The 17,452-nt window shown below is 62.9% G+C and carries 15 protein-coding genes; 11 read left to right on the top strand and 4 right to left on the bottom strand.

The window, feature by feature from the left end; translation table 11 throughout:
* The first annotated feature begins 61 nt into the window (after positions 1–61).
* From ACOGXH_RS08220 to ACOGXH_RS08195, 6 genes are all read left to right on the top strand, one after another.
* Positions 62–1,039, top strand: a complete 978-nt coding sequence (locus ACOGXH_RS08220; RefSeq protein WP_419928622.1) for an ABC transporter ATP-binding protein — start codon at positions 62–64, stop codon at positions 1,037–1,039.
* The gene (locus ACOGXH_RS08215; protein WP_419928621.1) at positions 1,036–1,812 is read left to right on the top strand and encodes an ABC transporter permease; all 777 of its coding nucleotides are present in this window, start codon (positions 1,036–1,038) and stop codon (positions 1,810–1,812) included. Before ACOGXH_RS08220 ends, ACOGXH_RS08215 begins: the two co-directional genes overlap by 4 nt.
* A 108-nt stretch (positions 1,813–1,920) precedes the next feature.
* Positions 1,921–3,477: an FAD-dependent oxidoreductase gene (locus ACOGXH_RS08210; RefSeq protein WP_419928620.1), complete on the top strand. Its 1,557-nt coding sequence runs from the start codon at positions 1,921–1,923 to the stop codon at positions 3,475–3,477.
* A gap of 331 nt (positions 3,478–3,808) precedes the next feature.
* Positions 3,809–5,449 (top strand): YfbK domain-containing protein, encoded by a 1,641-nt coding sequence (locus ACOGXH_RS08205; RefSeq protein WP_419928619.1) that lies wholly within the window; start codon positions 3,809–3,811, stop codon positions 5,447–5,449.
* A gap of 18 nt (positions 5,450–5,467) precedes the next feature.
* Positions 5,468–6,292 (top strand): class I SAM-dependent methyltransferase, encoded by an 825-nt coding sequence (locus ACOGXH_RS08200; protein WP_419928618.1) that lies wholly within the window; start codon positions 5,468–5,470, stop codon positions 6,290–6,292.
* 115 nt (positions 6,293–6,407) lie between these two features.
* Positions 6,408–7,262 carry a DNA-methyltransferase gene (locus ACOGXH_RS08195; RefSeq protein WP_419928617.1) on the top strand — a complete coding sequence of 285 codons (855 nt, stop codon included), beginning with the start codon at positions 6,408–6,410 and terminating at the stop codon, positions 7,260–7,262.
* A gap of 18 nt (positions 7,263–7,280) precedes the next feature.
* On the opposite strand, the gene ACOGXH_RS08190 is transcribed toward ACOGXH_RS08195, so the two are convergent.
* Positions 7,281–8,273, bottom strand: a complete 993-nt coding sequence (locus ACOGXH_RS08190) for an HNH endonuclease (protein WP_419928616.1) — start codon at positions 8,271–8,273, stop codon at positions 7,281–7,283.
* Between the two features lie 527 nt (positions 8,274–8,800).
* The gene (locus ACOGXH_RS08185; protein WP_419928615.1) at positions 8,801–9,022 is read right to left on the bottom strand and encodes a hypothetical protein; all 222 of its coding nucleotides are present in this window, start codon (positions 9,020–9,022) and stop codon (positions 8,801–8,803) included.
* A gap of 430 nt (positions 9,023–9,452) precedes the next feature.
* Between ACOGXH_RS08185 and ACOGXH_RS08180 the strand changes: the two genes are divergently transcribed.
* Positions 9,453–11,093 carry an AMP-binding protein gene (locus ACOGXH_RS08180; protein ID WP_419928614.1) on the top strand — a complete coding sequence of 547 codons (1,641 nt, stop codon included), beginning with the start codon at positions 9,453–9,455 and terminating at the stop codon, positions 11,091–11,093.
* A 160-nt stretch (positions 11,094–11,253) separates the two neighbouring features.
* On the opposite strand, the gene ACOGXH_RS08175 is transcribed toward ACOGXH_RS08180, so the two are convergent.
* The gene (locus tag ACOGXH_RS08175) at positions 11,254–11,838 is read right to left on the bottom strand and encodes a VOC family protein (RefSeq protein ID WP_419928613.1); all 585 of its coding nucleotides are present in this window, start codon (positions 11,836–11,838) and stop codon (positions 11,254–11,256) included.
* A 64-nt stretch (positions 11,839–11,902) separates the two neighbouring features.
* Between ACOGXH_RS08175 and ACOGXH_RS08170 the strand changes: the two genes are divergently transcribed.
* Both ACOGXH_RS08170 and ACOGXH_RS08165 read left to right on the top strand, forming a co-directional pair.
* Positions 11,903–12,685 (top strand): class II aldolase/adducin family protein, encoded by a 783-nt coding sequence (locus tag ACOGXH_RS08170; RefSeq protein WP_419928612.1) that lies wholly within the window; start codon positions 11,903–11,905, stop codon positions 12,683–12,685.
* Between the two features lie 11 nt (positions 12,686–12,696).
* Positions 12,697–14,310 carry an AMP-binding protein gene (locus tag ACOGXH_RS08165; RefSeq protein WP_419928611.1) on the top strand — a complete coding sequence of 538 codons (1,614 nt, stop codon included), beginning with the start codon at positions 12,697–12,699 and terminating at the stop codon, positions 14,308–14,310.
* Between the two features lie 186 nt (positions 14,311–14,496).
* Here ACOGXH_RS08165 and ACOGXH_RS08160 read toward each other — a convergent pair whose 3' ends face one another.
* Positions 14,497–15,720 carry a cytochrome P450 gene (locus ACOGXH_RS08160; protein WP_419928610.1) on the bottom strand — a complete coding sequence of 408 codons (1,224 nt, stop codon included), beginning with the start codon at positions 15,718–15,720 and terminating at the stop codon, positions 14,497–14,499.
* Positions 15,721–15,787: 67 nt separating this feature from the next.
* Here ACOGXH_RS08160 and ACOGXH_RS08155 point away from each other — a divergent pair, with 67 nt between their 5' ends.
* Together ACOGXH_RS08155 and ACOGXH_RS08150 are read left to right on the top strand one after the other, a co-directional pair.
* Entirely contained in the window at positions 15,788–16,657 is an 870-nt protein-coding gene (locus ACOGXH_RS08155; protein ID WP_419928609.1) for a CoA transferase subunit A, read from the top strand.
* Complete coding sequence (locus ACOGXH_RS08150; RefSeq protein ID WP_419928608.1) at positions 16,654–17,451, top strand: CoA-transferase subunit beta; 798 nt, start codon at positions 16,654–16,656, stop codon at positions 17,449–17,451. Before ACOGXH_RS08155 ends, ACOGXH_RS08150 begins: the two co-directional genes overlap by 4 nt.
* Position 17,452 lies beyond the last annotated feature (1 nt).

Raw genomic sequence — 17,452 nt, 5'->3', positions numbered from 1 at the left:
TCGCTTCGAAGATCCCTTGCCGAAGTAGCTCTGCCCTGCCAAAGCGCCGAGAGTGACAGCGATGCGCAGTCCAGCAATAGAAGTGACCGGCCTGCGCAAGTCCTACGGCGCAATCGAAGCAGTCGCCGGGGTCGACCTCCATGTGGAAGAGGGCGAGATTCTGGCCTTCTTGGGGCCAAACGGCGCGGGCAAGACCACCACGGTCGAAATTCTCGAAGGTTTCCGGACCCGAACTGCCGGAGAAGTCTCTGTTCTTGGCCAAGATCCGGCCAGCGCGGGCTTGGACTGGCGGGAGCGAGTCGGGATCGTATTGCAGGAGTCCCAGCCTGAGGAGTACCTGACGGTCGCCGAAACGGTGATCATGTGGGCTGCGTACTTCCCCGCCCCTAGACCGGTGGCCGAAGTGCTAGAGCTGGTCGGGCTGGCTGGTCACCGCGACCAACGGGTCGGGCGCTTGTCGGGAGGTCAACGTCGCAGGCTTGATCTGGCCTTGGCACTGGTGGGAAACCCCGAGCTGCTGTTCCTCGACGAACCCACTACCGGATTCGACCCGACCGCCCGTCGGGAGGCGTGGGCCATGATCGACGGCCTGCGCGACTTGGGTGTGACCGTTCTGCTCACCACCCACTACATGGACGAGGCCCAGAATCTGGCCGACCGGATCTCGGTGATCGCCGCCGGACAGATCATTGCCAAGGGCACGGCCGCAGACTTGGCTGAGGCGGCGTCGCTGCAGACCCGCATCTCATGGAATGCCCAAGAGGTGCCGTTGAACGAATTGCCCGACCAGCTTCGAGCCGCGGCAACGGTGTTTGAAGTGGCGGGCCAGCCTGGGGACTCAAGCACCAGCGCAGCTGAGGGCCCCACGAGACTTGCCATTCTCACCAACGAGGTCACCGACACTGTTGCCGCATTGTTGCAGGTAGCCGGGCGGCTGGGCCGCAAGGTCGAGTCCCTGGAGGTGCAGACCCCAACCCTGGAAGACACCTATCTGGCGTTGATCGGCGAGGCCGATCGCGCCGGAGGGCTAAACAGATGAACACTCGGGGACTCCAGCAGCTGGCGACTCAGACCCGCTTCGACTTTGTGCTGCTGTGGCGCAACCCATTGGCCAGCTTTTTCACCGTCGTTTTGCCCCTCATCTTCTTGTTCGTGCTCACCGCGCTGTTCGGAAATGACTTGGTCACCCCGGTCGGCCCGAAGCTGGCCAGTCGCTTTGTGCCGGGCATCATCGCGTTGTCGGTGGTCCAAGCCTCCTTTGTGAATCTGGCCATCGTCACGGTCTTTCGCCGAGAGACGAGCATCCTCAAAAGAGTGCGGGGCACCCCAATTCGACCCTGGGTATTCATGGGGGGACTGGTCGCCACCGCTTACGCCGTGATCGCCCTGATGGCAGTGCTGATGGCGTTGATCGGCTGGGCGGTCTACGACGTAGATCTGTTGTGGAAGACGGTCCCCAGCCTGATCGTGACCTTGATCATTGGGGGCGCCGTGTTCTGTGCCCTTGGATTGGCGTTCACCAACCTGGTCCCCAATGAGACGACCGGCCCACCGTTCCTCAACCTGGTCGTCTTGCCGCTTTACTTCGTCTCTGACGTCTATGTGCCAGCCACCGACGAAACACCCCAGGCAATCACCCTGATCGGCGACATATTCCCCATCAGGCATCTGGCGGTGGCCCTGCAAGGGAGTTTCGACCCGCTCAGCGACAAGTCGATTTGGCCCGTAACCAATTGGCTGGTCATGGCGGCGTGGGGCGTCGCCGGGGTCCTCATCGTCACCCGGTGGTTCCGCTGGACTCCCCGAAGCTGACGCGCTGAGACCCCGGTGGTTCCGCTGGACTCCCCGAGACTGACGCGCTGAGATCCCGGTGGTTCCGCTGGACTCCACGAAGCTGACGCGCTGAGAATTAGCCCCATCATGTCTTCGGTAGTGGTTGTCGGGTCGGGGGCTGCCGGATTGACCGCCGCGGTGGCCGCGGCCCAGTCGGGAGCCGAAGTGACCGTGGTGGAGCGAGCGCCGGTGCTGGGCGGGACTACCGCGCTGTCGGGAGGTTTGGCCTGGATGCCGGCCAACCGGCTGATGGCCGCTGAAGGAGTGGACGACTCTCCCGCCGAGGCCCGCGAGTACTTGCAGGCGCTGCGCCTCGGCGATGTGGACGACGAGTTGGTCGACTATTTCGCTGATCAAGCAGCGGCGGTGGCCGATTGGCTGGATTCGACCACCGGGTTGTCGTGGCAAACGGTCCCCTATCCCGACTACCACCCCGAGCTACCGGGCGGAAAGCCAGGCCATCGCCCCCTGGAGCCCCAGCCCCGCGAGGCATCACCAGAGCTCGACCACGGCATCCGCACTGCCCCGAACGTGACTGCGCCCATCACCTATCGGGAGTTGGCCACTGGCGACTTCGACCGAGCTGAGGTGGCCGACCGATCTAGCCGGGGAGTGATCACCATGGGCCGTTCGATGATCGCCTCATTGGTCGAAGCTGCCGAAGCCTTGGGGGCAGCGATACTCACCGGCGTCGGCGCGGACGGTTTGGCGCAGTCGGGCGGCACAGTGAACGGCGTGCGCATTGGCCCTGAAGTGATCACCGGGCGGGTGATCCTGGCCTCCGGCGGCTTCGAACGGGATCCCGCCTTGGTTCGGGCGTTTCTGCGAGGGCCGATGACCGGACCGGTAGGCGCCCCCGGCATGGACGGGACTGCGCTGCGTCTGGCATTGGCCGCCGGGGCAGAGTTGGGCAACATGGCCGAAGCGTGGTGGTGTCCAGCCATGACCGTGCCCGGAGAGGCCATTGACGGCGAGCCGTTCCACCGCTTAGTGCTCACCGAGCGAGCTCGGCCCCGGTCGCTGATGGTGGACTCGCGGGGACGGCGGTTCGCCAACGAGGCCCGCAACTACAACGACGTAGGCCGGGCCATGCAGGCCTTCGACCCCACCGGGTTCCAATACCCGGCGGCCACCGCCTGGCTGGTATTCGACTCCGGCTACCGCCGCCGCTACCACCTGGGGCCACTCCGCAGAGACGGCCCTGATCCGGAGTGGCTGCACCGAGCCGACAGCCTGGACGAACTGGCCACCGCTATCGGCGTAGACCGCGAAGAGCTAGCTGCCTCGGTAGTCCGTTTCAATCAGCTCGTCGGCTCCGGAGACGACCCCGACTTCGGCCGAGGCCGCTCGATCTACGACTGCTTCGTCGGCGACCCGACGGCCCCCCATCCCACGCTCGGCCCGGTAGAGGAGCCGCCGTTCTACGCCGTCCGCCTCCATCCCGGCTGCCTGGGCACCAAGGGCGGCCCCCGAACCGATATCCATGGCCAGGTCCGCCACCAAGAGGGCGGCCTTATCGAGGGGCTCTACGCGGTGGGCAACGCCGCCGCCAGCCCCCTCGGAGCGGCCTATCCCGGTGCGGGCGGCACCATCGGCCCCATGCTCGTCGCCGCCCACGCCGCCGGCACCGCGGCAGCTAGCTAACCGCTGACCAGGAAATTTCCATCCTCGGGGAACCAGAGCAGCCACCGCGTCGTCAGATACCCCCAAGAAGATGCCGCGGGCATTTGAGCTCAAGGGGGTACAGATGGAAAACGCAATCGGGTCCAGGCAGAAAAGACACTCACTTCGAATCGGGTTGGTTGCCATGGTTGTGGCCATGGGACTTCTGGCCTTCTCATGCAGCAGTGAGGACGGTGCCGACGGCCCCGCACTGGGGATCTCAGGTGCATCAGCGCCGACATCAGTCAGCTCGGCTCCTGATTCTGGTGGGACATCGCCGGTTCCAGAAGCGCCTGAGGAAGCTCCGAGTGAAATGTCGGATGAACCCGCTGACCGCGTAACCGTGATTCCGACTGAGGGCGAGGCATCATACGAAGACCAAGGCGAAGTTGCGGTCGAACTCAGCGGCCCGGCCGACGACGAAATGGCCGAATACGAGATGGCTGAAGAATCGATGGCCGCGGACGCGATGGACTCGGCTCCAGCCAGCGGAAGGCCGCAGCCGGCGGCTGCCGAAGAACCCATGGCAGACGACGGCATCGCCTGGCGACCCTCCCGATTGCGCGAGCCGAACAACTTTCAGGACTACGGCGTCAATCCGTTTGTCGACACGTGGGAGGATCCGCTGTCGACCTTCGCCCTCGATGTGGACACCGCGTCCTACACGGTGGCCCGCAACTTCCTGGAGAGCGGACAGCTGCCACCGATCGAAGCGGTGCGAACCGAGGAGTTCGTGAACTATTTCGACGGGGGCTACGAGGCGATACGCGACGAGTTCACGGTCAGTCTCGAAGCGTCCCCTTCTCCTTTCGCCGATCCTGATCATGTGCTGCTGAGGGTGGGCATTCAGGCGCCGCGGGACCTGTCGCAGGGTGCCGGCCCTGAGAGTGTGGTGCTGGTGATGGATCGCTCGGGCTCTATGGGCGAGCCGACCGGCTACGGATCAGAGTCGATGCGACGGATCACCCTCGCCCATCGGTCCGTGGAGCTCCTGCTCTCGGGATTGCCTCGGGAGACTCGAGTGGGCGTGGTCGCCTACGAGAGCACGTCGGCGACCGTGCTCGAGCCAACGGTGATCGACGGCAACGCCAAGTGGATCATGGACACGATTCGTTCGGAAGTGACTCCTGGTGGCTCCACCAACGCCGAGTCGGGCTTGGTCCGGGGCTACAACATGGCCCTGCGCGAAGCTGATGCCGGACGCCAAGTGCTGGTGCTGTTGCTGTCCGACGGAGTGGCCAATGTGGGGGCCACCCGCACCGACGACATCTTGGAGTCGATCGGCGAGCGAGCTGACATCGGCTTGTCCACTATCGGCGTGGGTCTCGGGCCGCTCAACGACGAGCTCATGGAGCAGCTGGCCAATCGAGCCGACGGCACCTACCACTACATCGATACTCCCTCCGAAGCAGTCAGGGTCTTCGTTGATGATCTGGATGGGCTTCTGGCCTATGCCGCCCGCGACGCAAAGGTCCAGGTGGAGTTCAACCCTGATGTGGTCCTTTCCTACCGCCTGCTGGGCTTCGAGAACCGAGACGTCGAGGACGAGGCATTCCGCGACGACACCCAAGATGCCGGTGAGATCGGTATCGGGCACAGCTCCACTGCGCTCTACGAGGTGGAGTTGGCCCGCAGAACACGGGACGAGCGCAGCACCATCGCAACAGTCCGGATGCGCTATGAGCGACCGACCACTGGAACCATTGTCGAGTTGGCAACCCACCTTCCCCGCTCTGCCATTGAACGGTCATTCGACTCGGCCAGTCCTCATTTCCGGCTCGCCGCCGTGGCTGCCGAATTCGCCGAGATCCTGCGGGCCAGTCCCTACGCCCCCAGCGACATCTCAAGGGAGTTGCAGCACCAAGCCGATGCCGTAGCCGACGACCTGCTCCGCGACGCCGATGCCGCTGAGCTAGCGTCCCTGATCGCGACCGCCCGCCGACTCCTCCGCTAGCTAAGGAGAGCCCTCTCCGTGTCCAACGGTGACGATCAACAACACGCTGCCGAGCATGACCAGCGGGTGAAAGACGATTGGAACGTACTGGCCCACTACTACGACAGCCGCCACGGGGATGCTGGCAATGACTGGCACCGGAACCTGGTGCTGCCAACCACCCTGAAGCTGTTGGGCGATGTCCAAGGCAAGCGAGGCATCGACCTCTGCTGCGGCAGCGGCGTCCTGGCTCGCCAGCTCGTCGAACTCGGAGCTCAAGTCACCGGAGCCGACCAGTCGAAGACTTTCCTAGAGCATGCCGAGCCGTATGACCGCAGCGCAGAAATCGAGTGGCTCTGCTTCCCGCTGGCTGAAACAGCCGACCATGTCGAGCCGAGCTCGTTTGACTTTGTGACATGCACCATGGCACTCATGGACATCCCGGCCAGCGAAGACCTCTTCGCCGCCATCGTCCACTGCTTGAAGTCTGGCGGCGTGGCAGTGGTGGTCACCATGCATCCGGTGTTCAAGAACCCCAGCAACCTGCAATTCACCGTCGAAGGAGAACTGGCGGGCGGGGATCAACGCGAGGGAATCATCATCTCCCACTACCTCACACCAATGGCCCAAGAAGTCGTCGGCATGCCCGGTCAACCCCAAGAGCAGCTCAACTTCCATCGGTCCATCTCCCACGAGCTGAACCGCGCTTTCGACGTAGGCCTAGTCGTGGACGGCTTTGCCGAAGTCACCAAGAGCGCCCTAGAAGAACCGCCCACTCAACACACCGACTTCTACATCCCGCCAAGTCTCGAAGACGAGATCCCCGTCCTGCTAGGCCTCCGCTTCAGACCGGCACCCTGGTAGGCAGGTTCGAAGTCTCAAGTTCTGTGGATATGTGGAAATAGCTGTGGATTCCAGTTATTTCGATCTATTTCCATATACCCAGTAGCTCGCAGCCTGACCACTAGGATTGTCTGGGATGGGGAAGATCGTCTTTGGCGACAACCTACCGGTCTTGCAGGGCTTGCCCGACGCCAGCGTCGACCTCATTTACGTTGACCCGCCGTTTAACACCGGCAAGCGGCAAGAGCGCGAGCGGATCAAGACCGTTCACGACGAGATCAACGGCGACCGGACCGGTTTCGCCGGCCGCCGCTACCAGACGATCCGCCTCGGCAAATCAGGCTATGACGACGCCTTCGACGACTACATGGAGTTCCTCGCCCCCCGTTTCGAGGAGGCTCACCGGGTGCTCGCCGACACCGGCAGTTTCTTCCTCCACATCGACTACCGAGAGGTCCACTACTGCAAGGTGCTGCTCGATCAGATCTTCGGCCGGGACTCGTTCATGAACGAGATCATCTGGGCCTACGACTACGGGGCCCGCTCCAAGAAGAAGTGGTCGGCCAAGCACGACAGCATCCTGTGGTACGCCAAAGACCCCGCTGACTACACGTTCAACTTCGACGAGATGGATCGAATCCCCTACATGGCGCCTGGGTTAGTCGGCAAAGAGAAGGCAGCGCGGGGCAAGACTCCCACCGACGTCTGGTGGCACACCATCGTGAGCCCCAACGGCAAAGAGAAAACCGGTTACGCCACCCAAAAGCCCCTCGGCGTCCTCGAACGCCTAGTGAAGGTCCACTCAAGACCCGGCGATCTCCTGCTCGACTTCTTCGCCGGCAGCGGCACCCTCGGCGAAGCCGCCGCTAAGCACGGCCGCGACTACATCCTCATCGACAACAACCCCGAGGCCATCCAAGTAATGATCCGCCGCCTCGCCCCCTCCAACCCTGAACTCATCGGATGCGACGCGCTCCTCGAAACGCCCTAGTCCACCAAGAGCTCAGCGTCAGGTCGCGACAACCCCCTGAAAGACATGCTCCATATGCCAAGCCAGGTAGGAATCCCCCGGTCGCTGACCCTGTTTAGGAACAACTAGCTGGGATCTGAGGACTTCACCGAAGTACTGATCAACACCGGGATCAGCACGGGTACTGGTCTCAAGTTTCTGGGACAGGTGAACTTTGAGACCACCGTTCACGGTTATCAGCCCTGAGTCAAAAGCAGCGTCATGAGTCGGACATGCTGCTACCCCGTTCAGCACATCGAGGCGCTCTCTGTTGTCACAATCAGACCATGGCTTGATGTGTGAGGCCACTAGCAGCTTGTTGCCCGGAAGGGTCTTGGGAGCAAACCCACAGAATCCACATGTGTTGCTGAAATTTTCAAGCACTCTCGATGCGAAACCGTGCTGGCCGATGCGGACCTTCTTCTCAATCATCCTTTCCGTGTCAACAGGGTTACCGAGACGATGGGTCCTCTGCTGTGCGGCCAGACTTGTCACTACTTTGGACAGGTCGGCGTGCTCAAGTTCCTCTTGTCCGAGAAGGTTGGAGTAGTCAAACCCCTCCAGCGATAGAAAGTCTGCTAGCCGATCAGGGCCAATTTTCGTGTCGCGAGCGGCAGCCAAGACCAGGTTGTAGAGATAAGTAAACAGATTTGGGTTGATTCTCATCTCGGCGTAAAAGTCCGGCTCAAATTTTCCGCCTCGATTCCTAGCCCCTCCTTCCAAATTCATCATCTTGTGAGTGATTGAAGTTGGTGGCCGGGCAAACAGTCGTGCTAGCTCATGCACCAATGGCGGCGCATTGCGAATGGACTCACTCCCATACCTGTGAGGATCGTCAACAATCTGAAAGAGCCCGTAACACAAGATGACTTCTACCGGGGTGAAGTTCTCTTGGCGCTCTCCTTGACTCTTCTTCTCTCGGCGCTCTATCTGATCCCATTGCGATCGAGCTTGGTCGACGGTGAGGTCGAGGTAGTCGCTCAGCGATCGCACGCTGCCAACGTAGCCGGCCACTGATCCGAGGCACACGAACCAATGAACCTAGATGCCAACCGGCACCAAATTGCCTGCTCAGCCGGCGCGTTGTCCTCAGCCAGCCGTAGGATTACCCAGTGCCCGCGGTCATACCAGAGTCGATCGAAGAGCGAGCCTTCGGCCCGGTGGAGTTAACGGAGGTAGCAGGAGAGCGATCGGAATCGATATCGACGGTCGAAGTGGACCTGGCCGATGCCGAGGGCATGTTCTGGTGGACCTCCGTGGTCGATTGCCCGACGGACACGCTGGCCAACGCGGCGCGACTGGGCTTCCTCACTCAGGAAGGGGCTAAGGAAGAACTTGCAGGGTTGTTGGGAGAGTATTGCGGGGCTCGCGTTGCCGACTTGTTCGTCAACCGGGGAGCCCACGTGGAATCTGAGGCCTTACTCGCGCCGGATGGCTCCTGGGCTGGCGCACGCGTCACCGTGTCAGGCGAGGTCGAAACCTCCTCCTCCGCAGTGGTTCGGCGCACAGTCGTGGACATCTCATTGGGTGATGTTGAGTGGGCTGCTGCGGCAACTCTCGTAGGTGCAGCCGCACATGTTGGGGAACGGGGAAGTACACCACTCGATGCCGACCTCCTCAATGTTGTGGTACCAGCTTTGGCGCAAGTGGGTGACTTCGCCGGACACGCAGTCTTCACGCCCACCGAACACGATGGGCTGGGTGGCTTGTGCCTGGCTCGTGAAGTTCTGCGAAGGGGCCATGGCCAGGATTCTCTGCACGGCTTGGCCCTGTTAGACGACTTCTTGGGTGAACCTGCAGAGGACTACTGCAATGGCGTGGGTACTCGCAATCTTCATCAATTGAGAGCCCGCCTGAGCTGGGTGTACAAGGAAACGCCTGATGCGGGCGAATTGGGGCACCGCCTTCAGACAGAGTTCGACGATCTGTTTTCCGGTCCCCCGACACCTTGGAGCCCCTTCGCGGTATATGCAGCGACTCCAAGAGAAGATGGGAGTGCAGCGTCAATAGATGTCGCTTGGTGGGATCCATCAGTCGATGGATGCGTTTCCAGAGCCACAGCAATGTTGCCATCCCTCGATTTTGCAGGTTCATCTACTTGACACCTTTCGGCGAAAAGTGACGACGGGGTGCGCATTTTTCGATGGCGACGGAGCGCGCGAAGCTACGGGGATGAGCACTTGGGTTGACGTGACCACGTATGGCGATCTGGTGGTGCGGGGGGCTGCGCTGTACGGAGACCAGGACGCGGTGGTGTTTCCCGATACGCGGCACAGCTTCAACTCGTTGGAGGCCGCGGCTCGGCGGTCGGCTCGGTCGCTTTTGGGGCTGGGAGTTCGGCCTCAGGATCGGGTGGGGATCCTCATGCCCAACTGCATGGACTTCATCGAGGTGATGTTCGGGGTTGCCCTCATCGGCGCCGTTCCGGTTCCCATCAATGCCCGCTTCAAGGGGCGGGAACTGGCCTATGTCACCGAGAACGCCGACCTGAAGGTGCTGGTCACCAGCGACATCATCGACCAGTTCACCGACTACGTGGTGATCCTCCACGACTGCCTCCCCGGCCTGGCTGAGGCTGCTGATCCAGCCAACCTTGACCTGGACGTAGCCCCCGAGCTGAAGGCAGTGGTGCTGTTGGGCAGTACGTCCCCGGCCGGGATGGTGGACCGGGCCGCATTCGAGACCTTGGCTGATGACGCCACCGACGACGAGGTGGAGTTGCTCCGCAGCCAAGTGGCCATTCGCAACGAAGCCCTCATGATCTACACCTCGGGCACCACGGCTGAGCCCAAGGGCTGCCCCTTGAACCACGAGTCGCTGGTGCGCACCGCGGTCACCGCCTGTCGGACCCGCTTCGAGCTGACTGACAACGACGTGTTCTGGGACCCGCTCCCCCTGTTCCACATGAGTTCGATTCTCCCCCTCATCGGCTGCCTGGACGCGGGGTCGTCCTACGTGACCATCACTCACTTCGACCCAGCCGAGGCCATCGCGCAGATGCGGGATGAGAAGGCCACGGTGTGCTTCTCCACCTTCCCACCGGTCACCCAGGCCATGATCAACCACCCCGACTGGGACTCCGATGAGTTCCAGCGCATCCGGCTGATGAACAACGTGGCACCGCCCGATGCCCTGCGGGCCATCCACGCCCTGCTCCCCTGGGCCCGCCACGTGAATGCCTACGGACTTACCGAGTGCGGCGGCGTGGTGTCCTTCTCCGGCCCAGACGACCCGCCGGAAACCTGGGCGGTGTCGTCGGGCCGCCCGTTCAGGGGCATTGAGGTCAAGATCAAGGACCTCGAGACCCGGGAGACACTGACCGAACCCAACCAACCGGGAGAAATCTGGGTGCGGGGCTACAACGTATTCGAGGGTTACTACAAAGACCCAGAGAAGAATGCCGAGTGCTTCGACGAGGACGGCTGGTTCTTCACCGGTGACATCGGCTCACTCGACCCCGACGGGCGCATCAGCTATCTGGGCCGCACTAAGGACATGCTCAAGGTAGGCGGCGAGAACGTGGCCGCAGTGGAGATCGAGAGCTACCTCCAAACCCACCCGGCGGTGGCCATCGCCCAAGTGGTCCCGCTGCCCGACGAGAAGTACGTCGAGGTTCCCGCGGCCTTCGTCGAGCTCAAGCCCGACGCCGAGGCCACCGAGGAAGAGCTGATCGAGTTCTGCCGAGGCCAGATCGCCAGCTTCAAGATCCCCCGCCACGTCCAGTTCGTCGCCCCCAACGAATGGCCCATGTCCGCCACCAAGATTCAGAAGTTCCGCCTAGCCGACAAACTCCAAGCCGAACTGGGCCTTTAGGGCACCCGCCCCCCAGCTAAGAGCCCAAACGGCACGCACTGACCATTTGCCCGACGGCGGAAGTACCACGTAGGTGGGCGGGGGGTGGCGCCGGAGGCGGACCTGGCCGCTCCGACGGCCAGGCCGCCGTAGGTGACAGGACCCGCCGTCCACCGGGGGATCATTCCACATACCCGTCGGGCAGTTGGTCGACGTGCCAGATTTGGCTCCTCCACCAGCGCCACTTGCCGGCGATCACATCCTCAACGGTGCAGTGAGGATGGGGCTCCAGCCAGTCGATCTCGGAGTCGACGATCTGGAACAGGCAGCCGTGCCCTGACTTGGGCCGCACATAGGTCTCCCGCCAGTGGGGCTCGCTCAGGTCGGTGTCCACCACCTCATAGCCGGCGGCCTCCAGGTCCACGATGGCCGTCTCCACGTCGTCCACGAAGATGGTCACGTGGTGGAACCCCTCTCCGTGCTTGTCGATGAAGCGGCGCAGGTAGCTCTGCTCGTTCAGCGGCTCCATCAGCTCCACCTTCACGGTGTCGGGCAGCTTGAACATGGCGGTGCGGATGTCGAGCGGCACATCGTCGCCCCCCATCACGAACTGCCCACCGAACACCTCCCGAAACAGCGGCACGGCAGCCTCGATGGAGCGCACTGCGATCCCGATGTGATCCCACCGTTGAATGCGGGGCGATACCGCCGGATTCGAGTCCAAACCGGCCGGATATCCGGCATCGCCCATTGTTCTCCAGCCCATAGCCCGCCCCTCCCAGTGTTCTCACATTCTTTGAGCAGCTTCCAAGTGTGCTATCTAGCAGGGTATGGGCAAGCTTGACGAAGCCATCGCCGGACAAAGCGGATTTCCCCGGGTGATGCCCGGACTCGACCAGCCGCTCACTGTGCCCCAGAAGATCGCCTGCGCCGCCCGCATCCTCGACGCCGAGGGGTATGCGTTGGATGTGGCCGGGCACATCACCGTGGTGAGAGACGACGCCGACGACGGCTCCATGTGGTGTACCCCCTATGGGCTGTGGTGGAACGAGATCACCGCCTCCGACATCCTGGCCATCGACGCCGATGGCGAGGTGCTGGAGGGCCGCTGGGATGTCACTCCGGCGGTGTTCATCCACACCGAGATGCACCGGGCTCGCCCCGATGCCCGAGTGGTGATCCACAACCACCCCTACTACGGCAGCCTGCTGTCCACCATGCACAAGCTGCCCGAGATCACCGATCAGCAGGCCTGCATGTTCGACGGCGACATCGCTTTGTTCGGCACCTACACCGGAGGGGTGGACGACGCCGCCGGGGGTCAGCACATGGCTGATGCAGTGGGCAGCGCCACCGCGGTGATCCTGGCCAACCACGGGGTGCTCATCGCCGGGGAGACCACTGAGCAGGCCGTCTACCGGGCCTCGAACTTCGAGCGGGTGTGCCGGCTCAACTACGACGCCATGCAGGTTGGCCAAACCCCGGTGCCGGTGCCCCCCGAACAACGCCCCACCCTGAAGGCCGCGGTCAACAGCCATCACATGACGGTGCGGTACTACTGGGAAGGGGCGGTGCGGCGACTGCTGCGCGAGGCCCCCGAAGTGCTGAACTGACAGAGGCAGCAATGAACTCTCCTTCGAACCTCATTAAACCGCGCACCATCGGGGCCTGGATCGGCCACAAGGCCGAGGCCAACGGCGACAGACTGGCATTGACTGTTGAAGGGCGAGACAAGACCTATGCCGGAGTCCACCAGGACTCCGACCGACTGGCCGCCGGCTTGGCTTCGCTGGGCCTAAGAGCAGGCGACCGTTCCTGCTTGATGATGCAGAACTCGCTGGAGTGCATCGACGCCTGGTTCGCCATGAACAAGGCCGGGGTGGTGGAGGTGCCTATCAACCAGGCATATAGGGGCCACCTGCTGGAGTATCTGGTCAGCCAGTCCCGCTCCTCGGCCGTGGTGTGCGATGCCGACTACCTGGACCGCATCGCCGAGGCGGCCACAAGTTTGCCCGGCCTCGAGCACGTAGTGGTCAATCGGGCTGTGGGGACAGAAGATGCAGGCACCCCGGAATTCCCCGGCCACATTACCGTCCATGAACTGGCCGACCTGTACCTCGACTCCCCCGCTCCTCAGCCCGACGTGGACTACCGGGATACCGCGGTCATCTTGTACACCTCGGGCACTACTGGGCCCTCCAAAGGCGTCATGCTGTGCCACGAGGCCAACCTGAACCTGGCCCGTCACACTGTGGATTTGGTGGGCTACGACGCCGACGACGTGCTCTACACCGCGTTTCCGCTATTCCATATCAACGCCAAGTACACCAGCGTTATGTGCGCCATGGAAGCCGACGCCCGCCTCATCATGGACCGGCGGTTCTCGGCCAGCCGCTTCTGGGACCGCTGCCGGGCCGAGGGGATTACCGCCTTCAACTACCAGGGCGGTCTGATCATGATGCTGTGGAAGCAGCCCGAGCGCCCCGACGATGCCGACAACCCGGTGCGCAACGGCTTCGGCGCTCCCTGCCCGGTGGAAATATGGGAGCAATTCGAGGAACGCTTCGGGGTCCACCTCAGCGAGGTGTACGGCATGACCGAGGTGGCCATCACCACCGAGAACCGCCGGGGCATGCGCAAGATCGGCACCGCAGGCCGGGAGTCGGCCCTCTATCACGTGCAGGTGGTAGACACCGAAGATCAACCGGTGCCCCCCGGAACCGCGGGCGAGATCGTGGTGCGGCCCAAGAAGCCCCACATCATGATCGACAACTACTTCGACATGCCCGATGCCACGGTGAAAGCGTTCCGCAACCTGTGGTTCCACACCGGCGACCGAGGCCGAATGGATGAGGACGGCTACCTGACCTTCATCGACCGCATGAAGGATTGCGTGCGCCGCCGGGGCGAGAACATCTCCTCTTACGAAGTTGAAGCAGTGATCAACACCTGCGATGCGGTGTTGGAGTCAGCGGTGATCGGCGTGCCCTCCGAGCTGGGTGAGGAAGAGGTCATGGCCGTGGTGGTGCTCAAGCCCGATCACGAGCTCTCCGAGACCGAGCTGCTGGACTTCTGCGTGCCCCGCATGGCCCATTTCGCCGTACCCCGCTACGTGCGCTGGTGTGAAGACTTGCCCAAGACCCCCTCAGAGCGGGTCCAAAAGTTCAAGCTCCGCGAAGACGGCATCACCGCCGACACTTGGGACCGCGACGACGCTGGCTACGTAGTCCCTCGCTGACAGCCCATCCAAGCAAAGAACGTTCCACCGCGTTCTAGTGATTTTCGACCACTTTCGAAAGCCCAGCGGTTAGAGTCCCAGTCGGGTCGGAGCGTGGTTACACTTCGTAAGAGGTTCTACCACCCACGCTCCGGCCCAACCTGGTTCGGTCTAAAAGACCGCCATCAGTATAAGACGGAGTTGTCCTCACCCGGCAACAAAATCCGGATTGGGCGTAAACGTCAGCGGCAGCGAGGTCAAACCCCGGGTGTAGACGCCGGTCTCGACCTGCTCATAGCCGTCGGCGTAGGCGATGTCGTCCATGGCGTCCAGCAAGGCGTCCATTGCCACGGTCAGCTCAGCCCGGGCCAGCATCGACCCCACGCAGAAGTGGCGGCCCAGGGCGAACGCGGTGTGGTCGGCCGCCGCGGTGAACGCCTTGTCGAACTCCATGTCAGTGCGGTGGATGTTGAACCGGTCGGGCTCGTCAAAGGCCTCCGGATCCCGGTTGGCGGCTCCCAACAGCAACTCCAGGGTGTAGCCCGCCTCTACCTTGCCCCCGGAGAACTCAACCGGCTCATCAGTGTGGCGCATGATCATCTGCACCGGCCCGGTGAATCGCAGCGTCTCGGCAAAAGCACTGCCGATGAGCTGACGGTCGGCCCGCACCTCGGCCATCTGCTCGGGATTGTCCAAGAGATTCCGCATGGTCAGCGTGATGGCCTTCTCAGTGGTCTCCCCGCCCGCGGTCAACAGCAGGCTGCAAAAGCCCCGGATGTCGTCGTCGCTCATCTGCACGCCGTCGAACTCCTTGGTCACCATGGCGGTGAGCAGGTCGTCACCGGGGTCAGCCCGCCGTTCGGAGATCTTGGGCATGAGGTACTCCCCCATCTCCACCCGGGCGGCCATGCCCCGGCGGTTTTTCTCCTCGTCGCCGGTGATGTTGGACACGAAGTCCATGATCATCGTGTACCACTCGTAGAACTGGGGCACGTCTTCCATGGGGAGGTCGAGGAGCTGCACGATGACCCCGATCGGATAGTAGGTGCTGAACCGCTTGCACAGATCCACCTCGCCGTCGGCCAGGAATTCGCCAATCTGTTGGCGGGCTGCTTTGGTGATGGCCGGCACGATGCTCTGCTCTAGGTAGCTGCCCCGGAAGATTGGGTTGACGATGCCCCGATAGGACGAGTGCTCTTTCCCCTCCATTTGCAAAATGGTGCGTCCGTGCACCGGCTCGGTCTGCCATTCGTAGTTGCGACTGGAGATCTGGGGGTTGCGAAACGCCCCGGCCACATCCTCATATCGGCTGATCACGTAGGCCTGGGTGCCCTCGTGCCACATCACCGGATGCTCGTTGCGTAGCACCTCGTAAAACGGGTAGGGGTTGGCGTCGTACTCGGGCGAGAGGATGTCTGGAGCGGCACTCATGGGCCGTATAGTACGGCGGGCTGCAAGAACGGCAAGAACAGTGGCACGAGGGGGACCAGAAGACTCGATGAGCAAGATAACGACTCTGGAACAAGCGGCATCGTCCATTCCCGACGGTTCAACCGTGGCCATCGGCGGCATGTCTATGAATAGCGCCCCCATGGCCCTGGTGCGCGAGCTGGTCCGCCAGGAGAAGAAGGACCTCGAGCTGGTGGCCATCGTGTCGGGCATGGCGGTGGACTGGTTGGTGGCCGGGGGATGCGTGCGCCGGGTCATCGCGGGCCTGGTCAGCTTCGAGGGGCTGGGGCTGGCCCCCAACTTCAGAGCCGCGGTGCAGTCGGGCCAAGTAGCCATCGAGGAATACAGCGAGCACCTGTTGGTTTGCCGCCTCCAGGCCCAGAGCCACGACTTGCCGTTCATACCCACCAAGGCGGGGCTGGGCACCGACGTGCTGGGATTGCACGCCGCCACGGGCACGGTTCGCGAGGAGAAGGACGGCCCCACCGGAGAGCACTATGTGGCCTGTACTCGCCTGCCGGTGGACGTGGCCTTGGTCCACGCCCATGAGGCCGACGACCAGGGCAACACCAGGGTCAACCCCAAGTTGGTGTGGTTGGACAACGAAGTCGTGAACGCCGCCGGCCGCACGGTGGTGTCGGTGGAGCGGACCGTGGAGACTGCGACGTTCACCGCTAAACCGGAGCGGACGACCTATCCAGGATTCATGATCGATGCGGTGGCTCCGGCCCCGCGGGGCACCTACCCGTGTTCGTGCTTTCCTTACTACGGCCACGATTCGGAGTTCTTCACGGCATATTCCCACGCTGCCCGTGACCGGGACACGTTCACCCAGTTCTTCCGGGAGCGGGTGGTAGGGCCGGATACCTGGGAGGACTTCCTGGCCGTGAACAGCGTTACCGCAGGGGCCTCCACATGAGCACTCCGGTTCCTGGCTACGACTGCACCATGGACGAGCTCATGGTGGTGACTTTTTCCCGGGCCATGGCCAACGACACCCGGGCCTTCAACGGCGCGGTGTCGTTCATCCCGGTGAGCGGCTATCTGCTGGCCCGACGCACCCACGCCCCGGAGTTGGTGTGGGCGGCCAGCTCCATCGCCATCGATGCCGACCCCGATGAGATCGGCGACTCCACCTTGTCGGACTCGCTGTGGGGCGGGGCCTCTATGCTGAGCAACTCCACTTTCGATTTCTGGGCCTTCGCCCAGGGTGCCCGTTACAACACGTTCGCCTTTCGAGGCGCGCAGATGGACGCCTACGGCAACGTGAACAACACGGTGATCGGCCCTTATGAAGCACCCAAGGTGCGGCTGCCCGGCGGCGGTGGTATGGCCGACCTCGGCGCCATGATCCCCCGCATCTATCTGTGGTCGTCCACCCACGACCCCCGCACTTTTGTGGACCAGCTCCACTTCCGATCTGGTATGGGCTGGGGCGACGGTGGCGATCACCGGGAGCGTTTGGGCATGCCCGGAGGACCGCAGCTGTGCATCACCAACCTGTGCGTGTTCGACTTCGAGCCGGTCAGCAAGCGGATGCGTCTGGCGTCACTCCATCCAGAGGTGACCGCCGAACAGGTACAGGAAGCCACCGGGTTCGAAGTGTTGATGCCCGATGGGGAGATTCCAGTCACGGCCGAACCCACCGCCGAGGAACTGCACATTCTGCGCACCGAGGTGGACCCCACCAGCGCCCGCCTACGTGAGTTCTGAG

Origin of the sequence: Candidatus Poriferisocius sp. (genome assembly GCF_965208355.1) — a bacterium.
Taxonomy (GTDB): Bacteria; Actinomycetota; Acidimicrobiia; order Acidimicrobiales; family Bin134; genus Poriferisocius.
The sequence above is the reverse complement of the archived record's forward strand: the minus strand, read 5'-3'. Positions and strand labels throughout refer to the sequence as shown.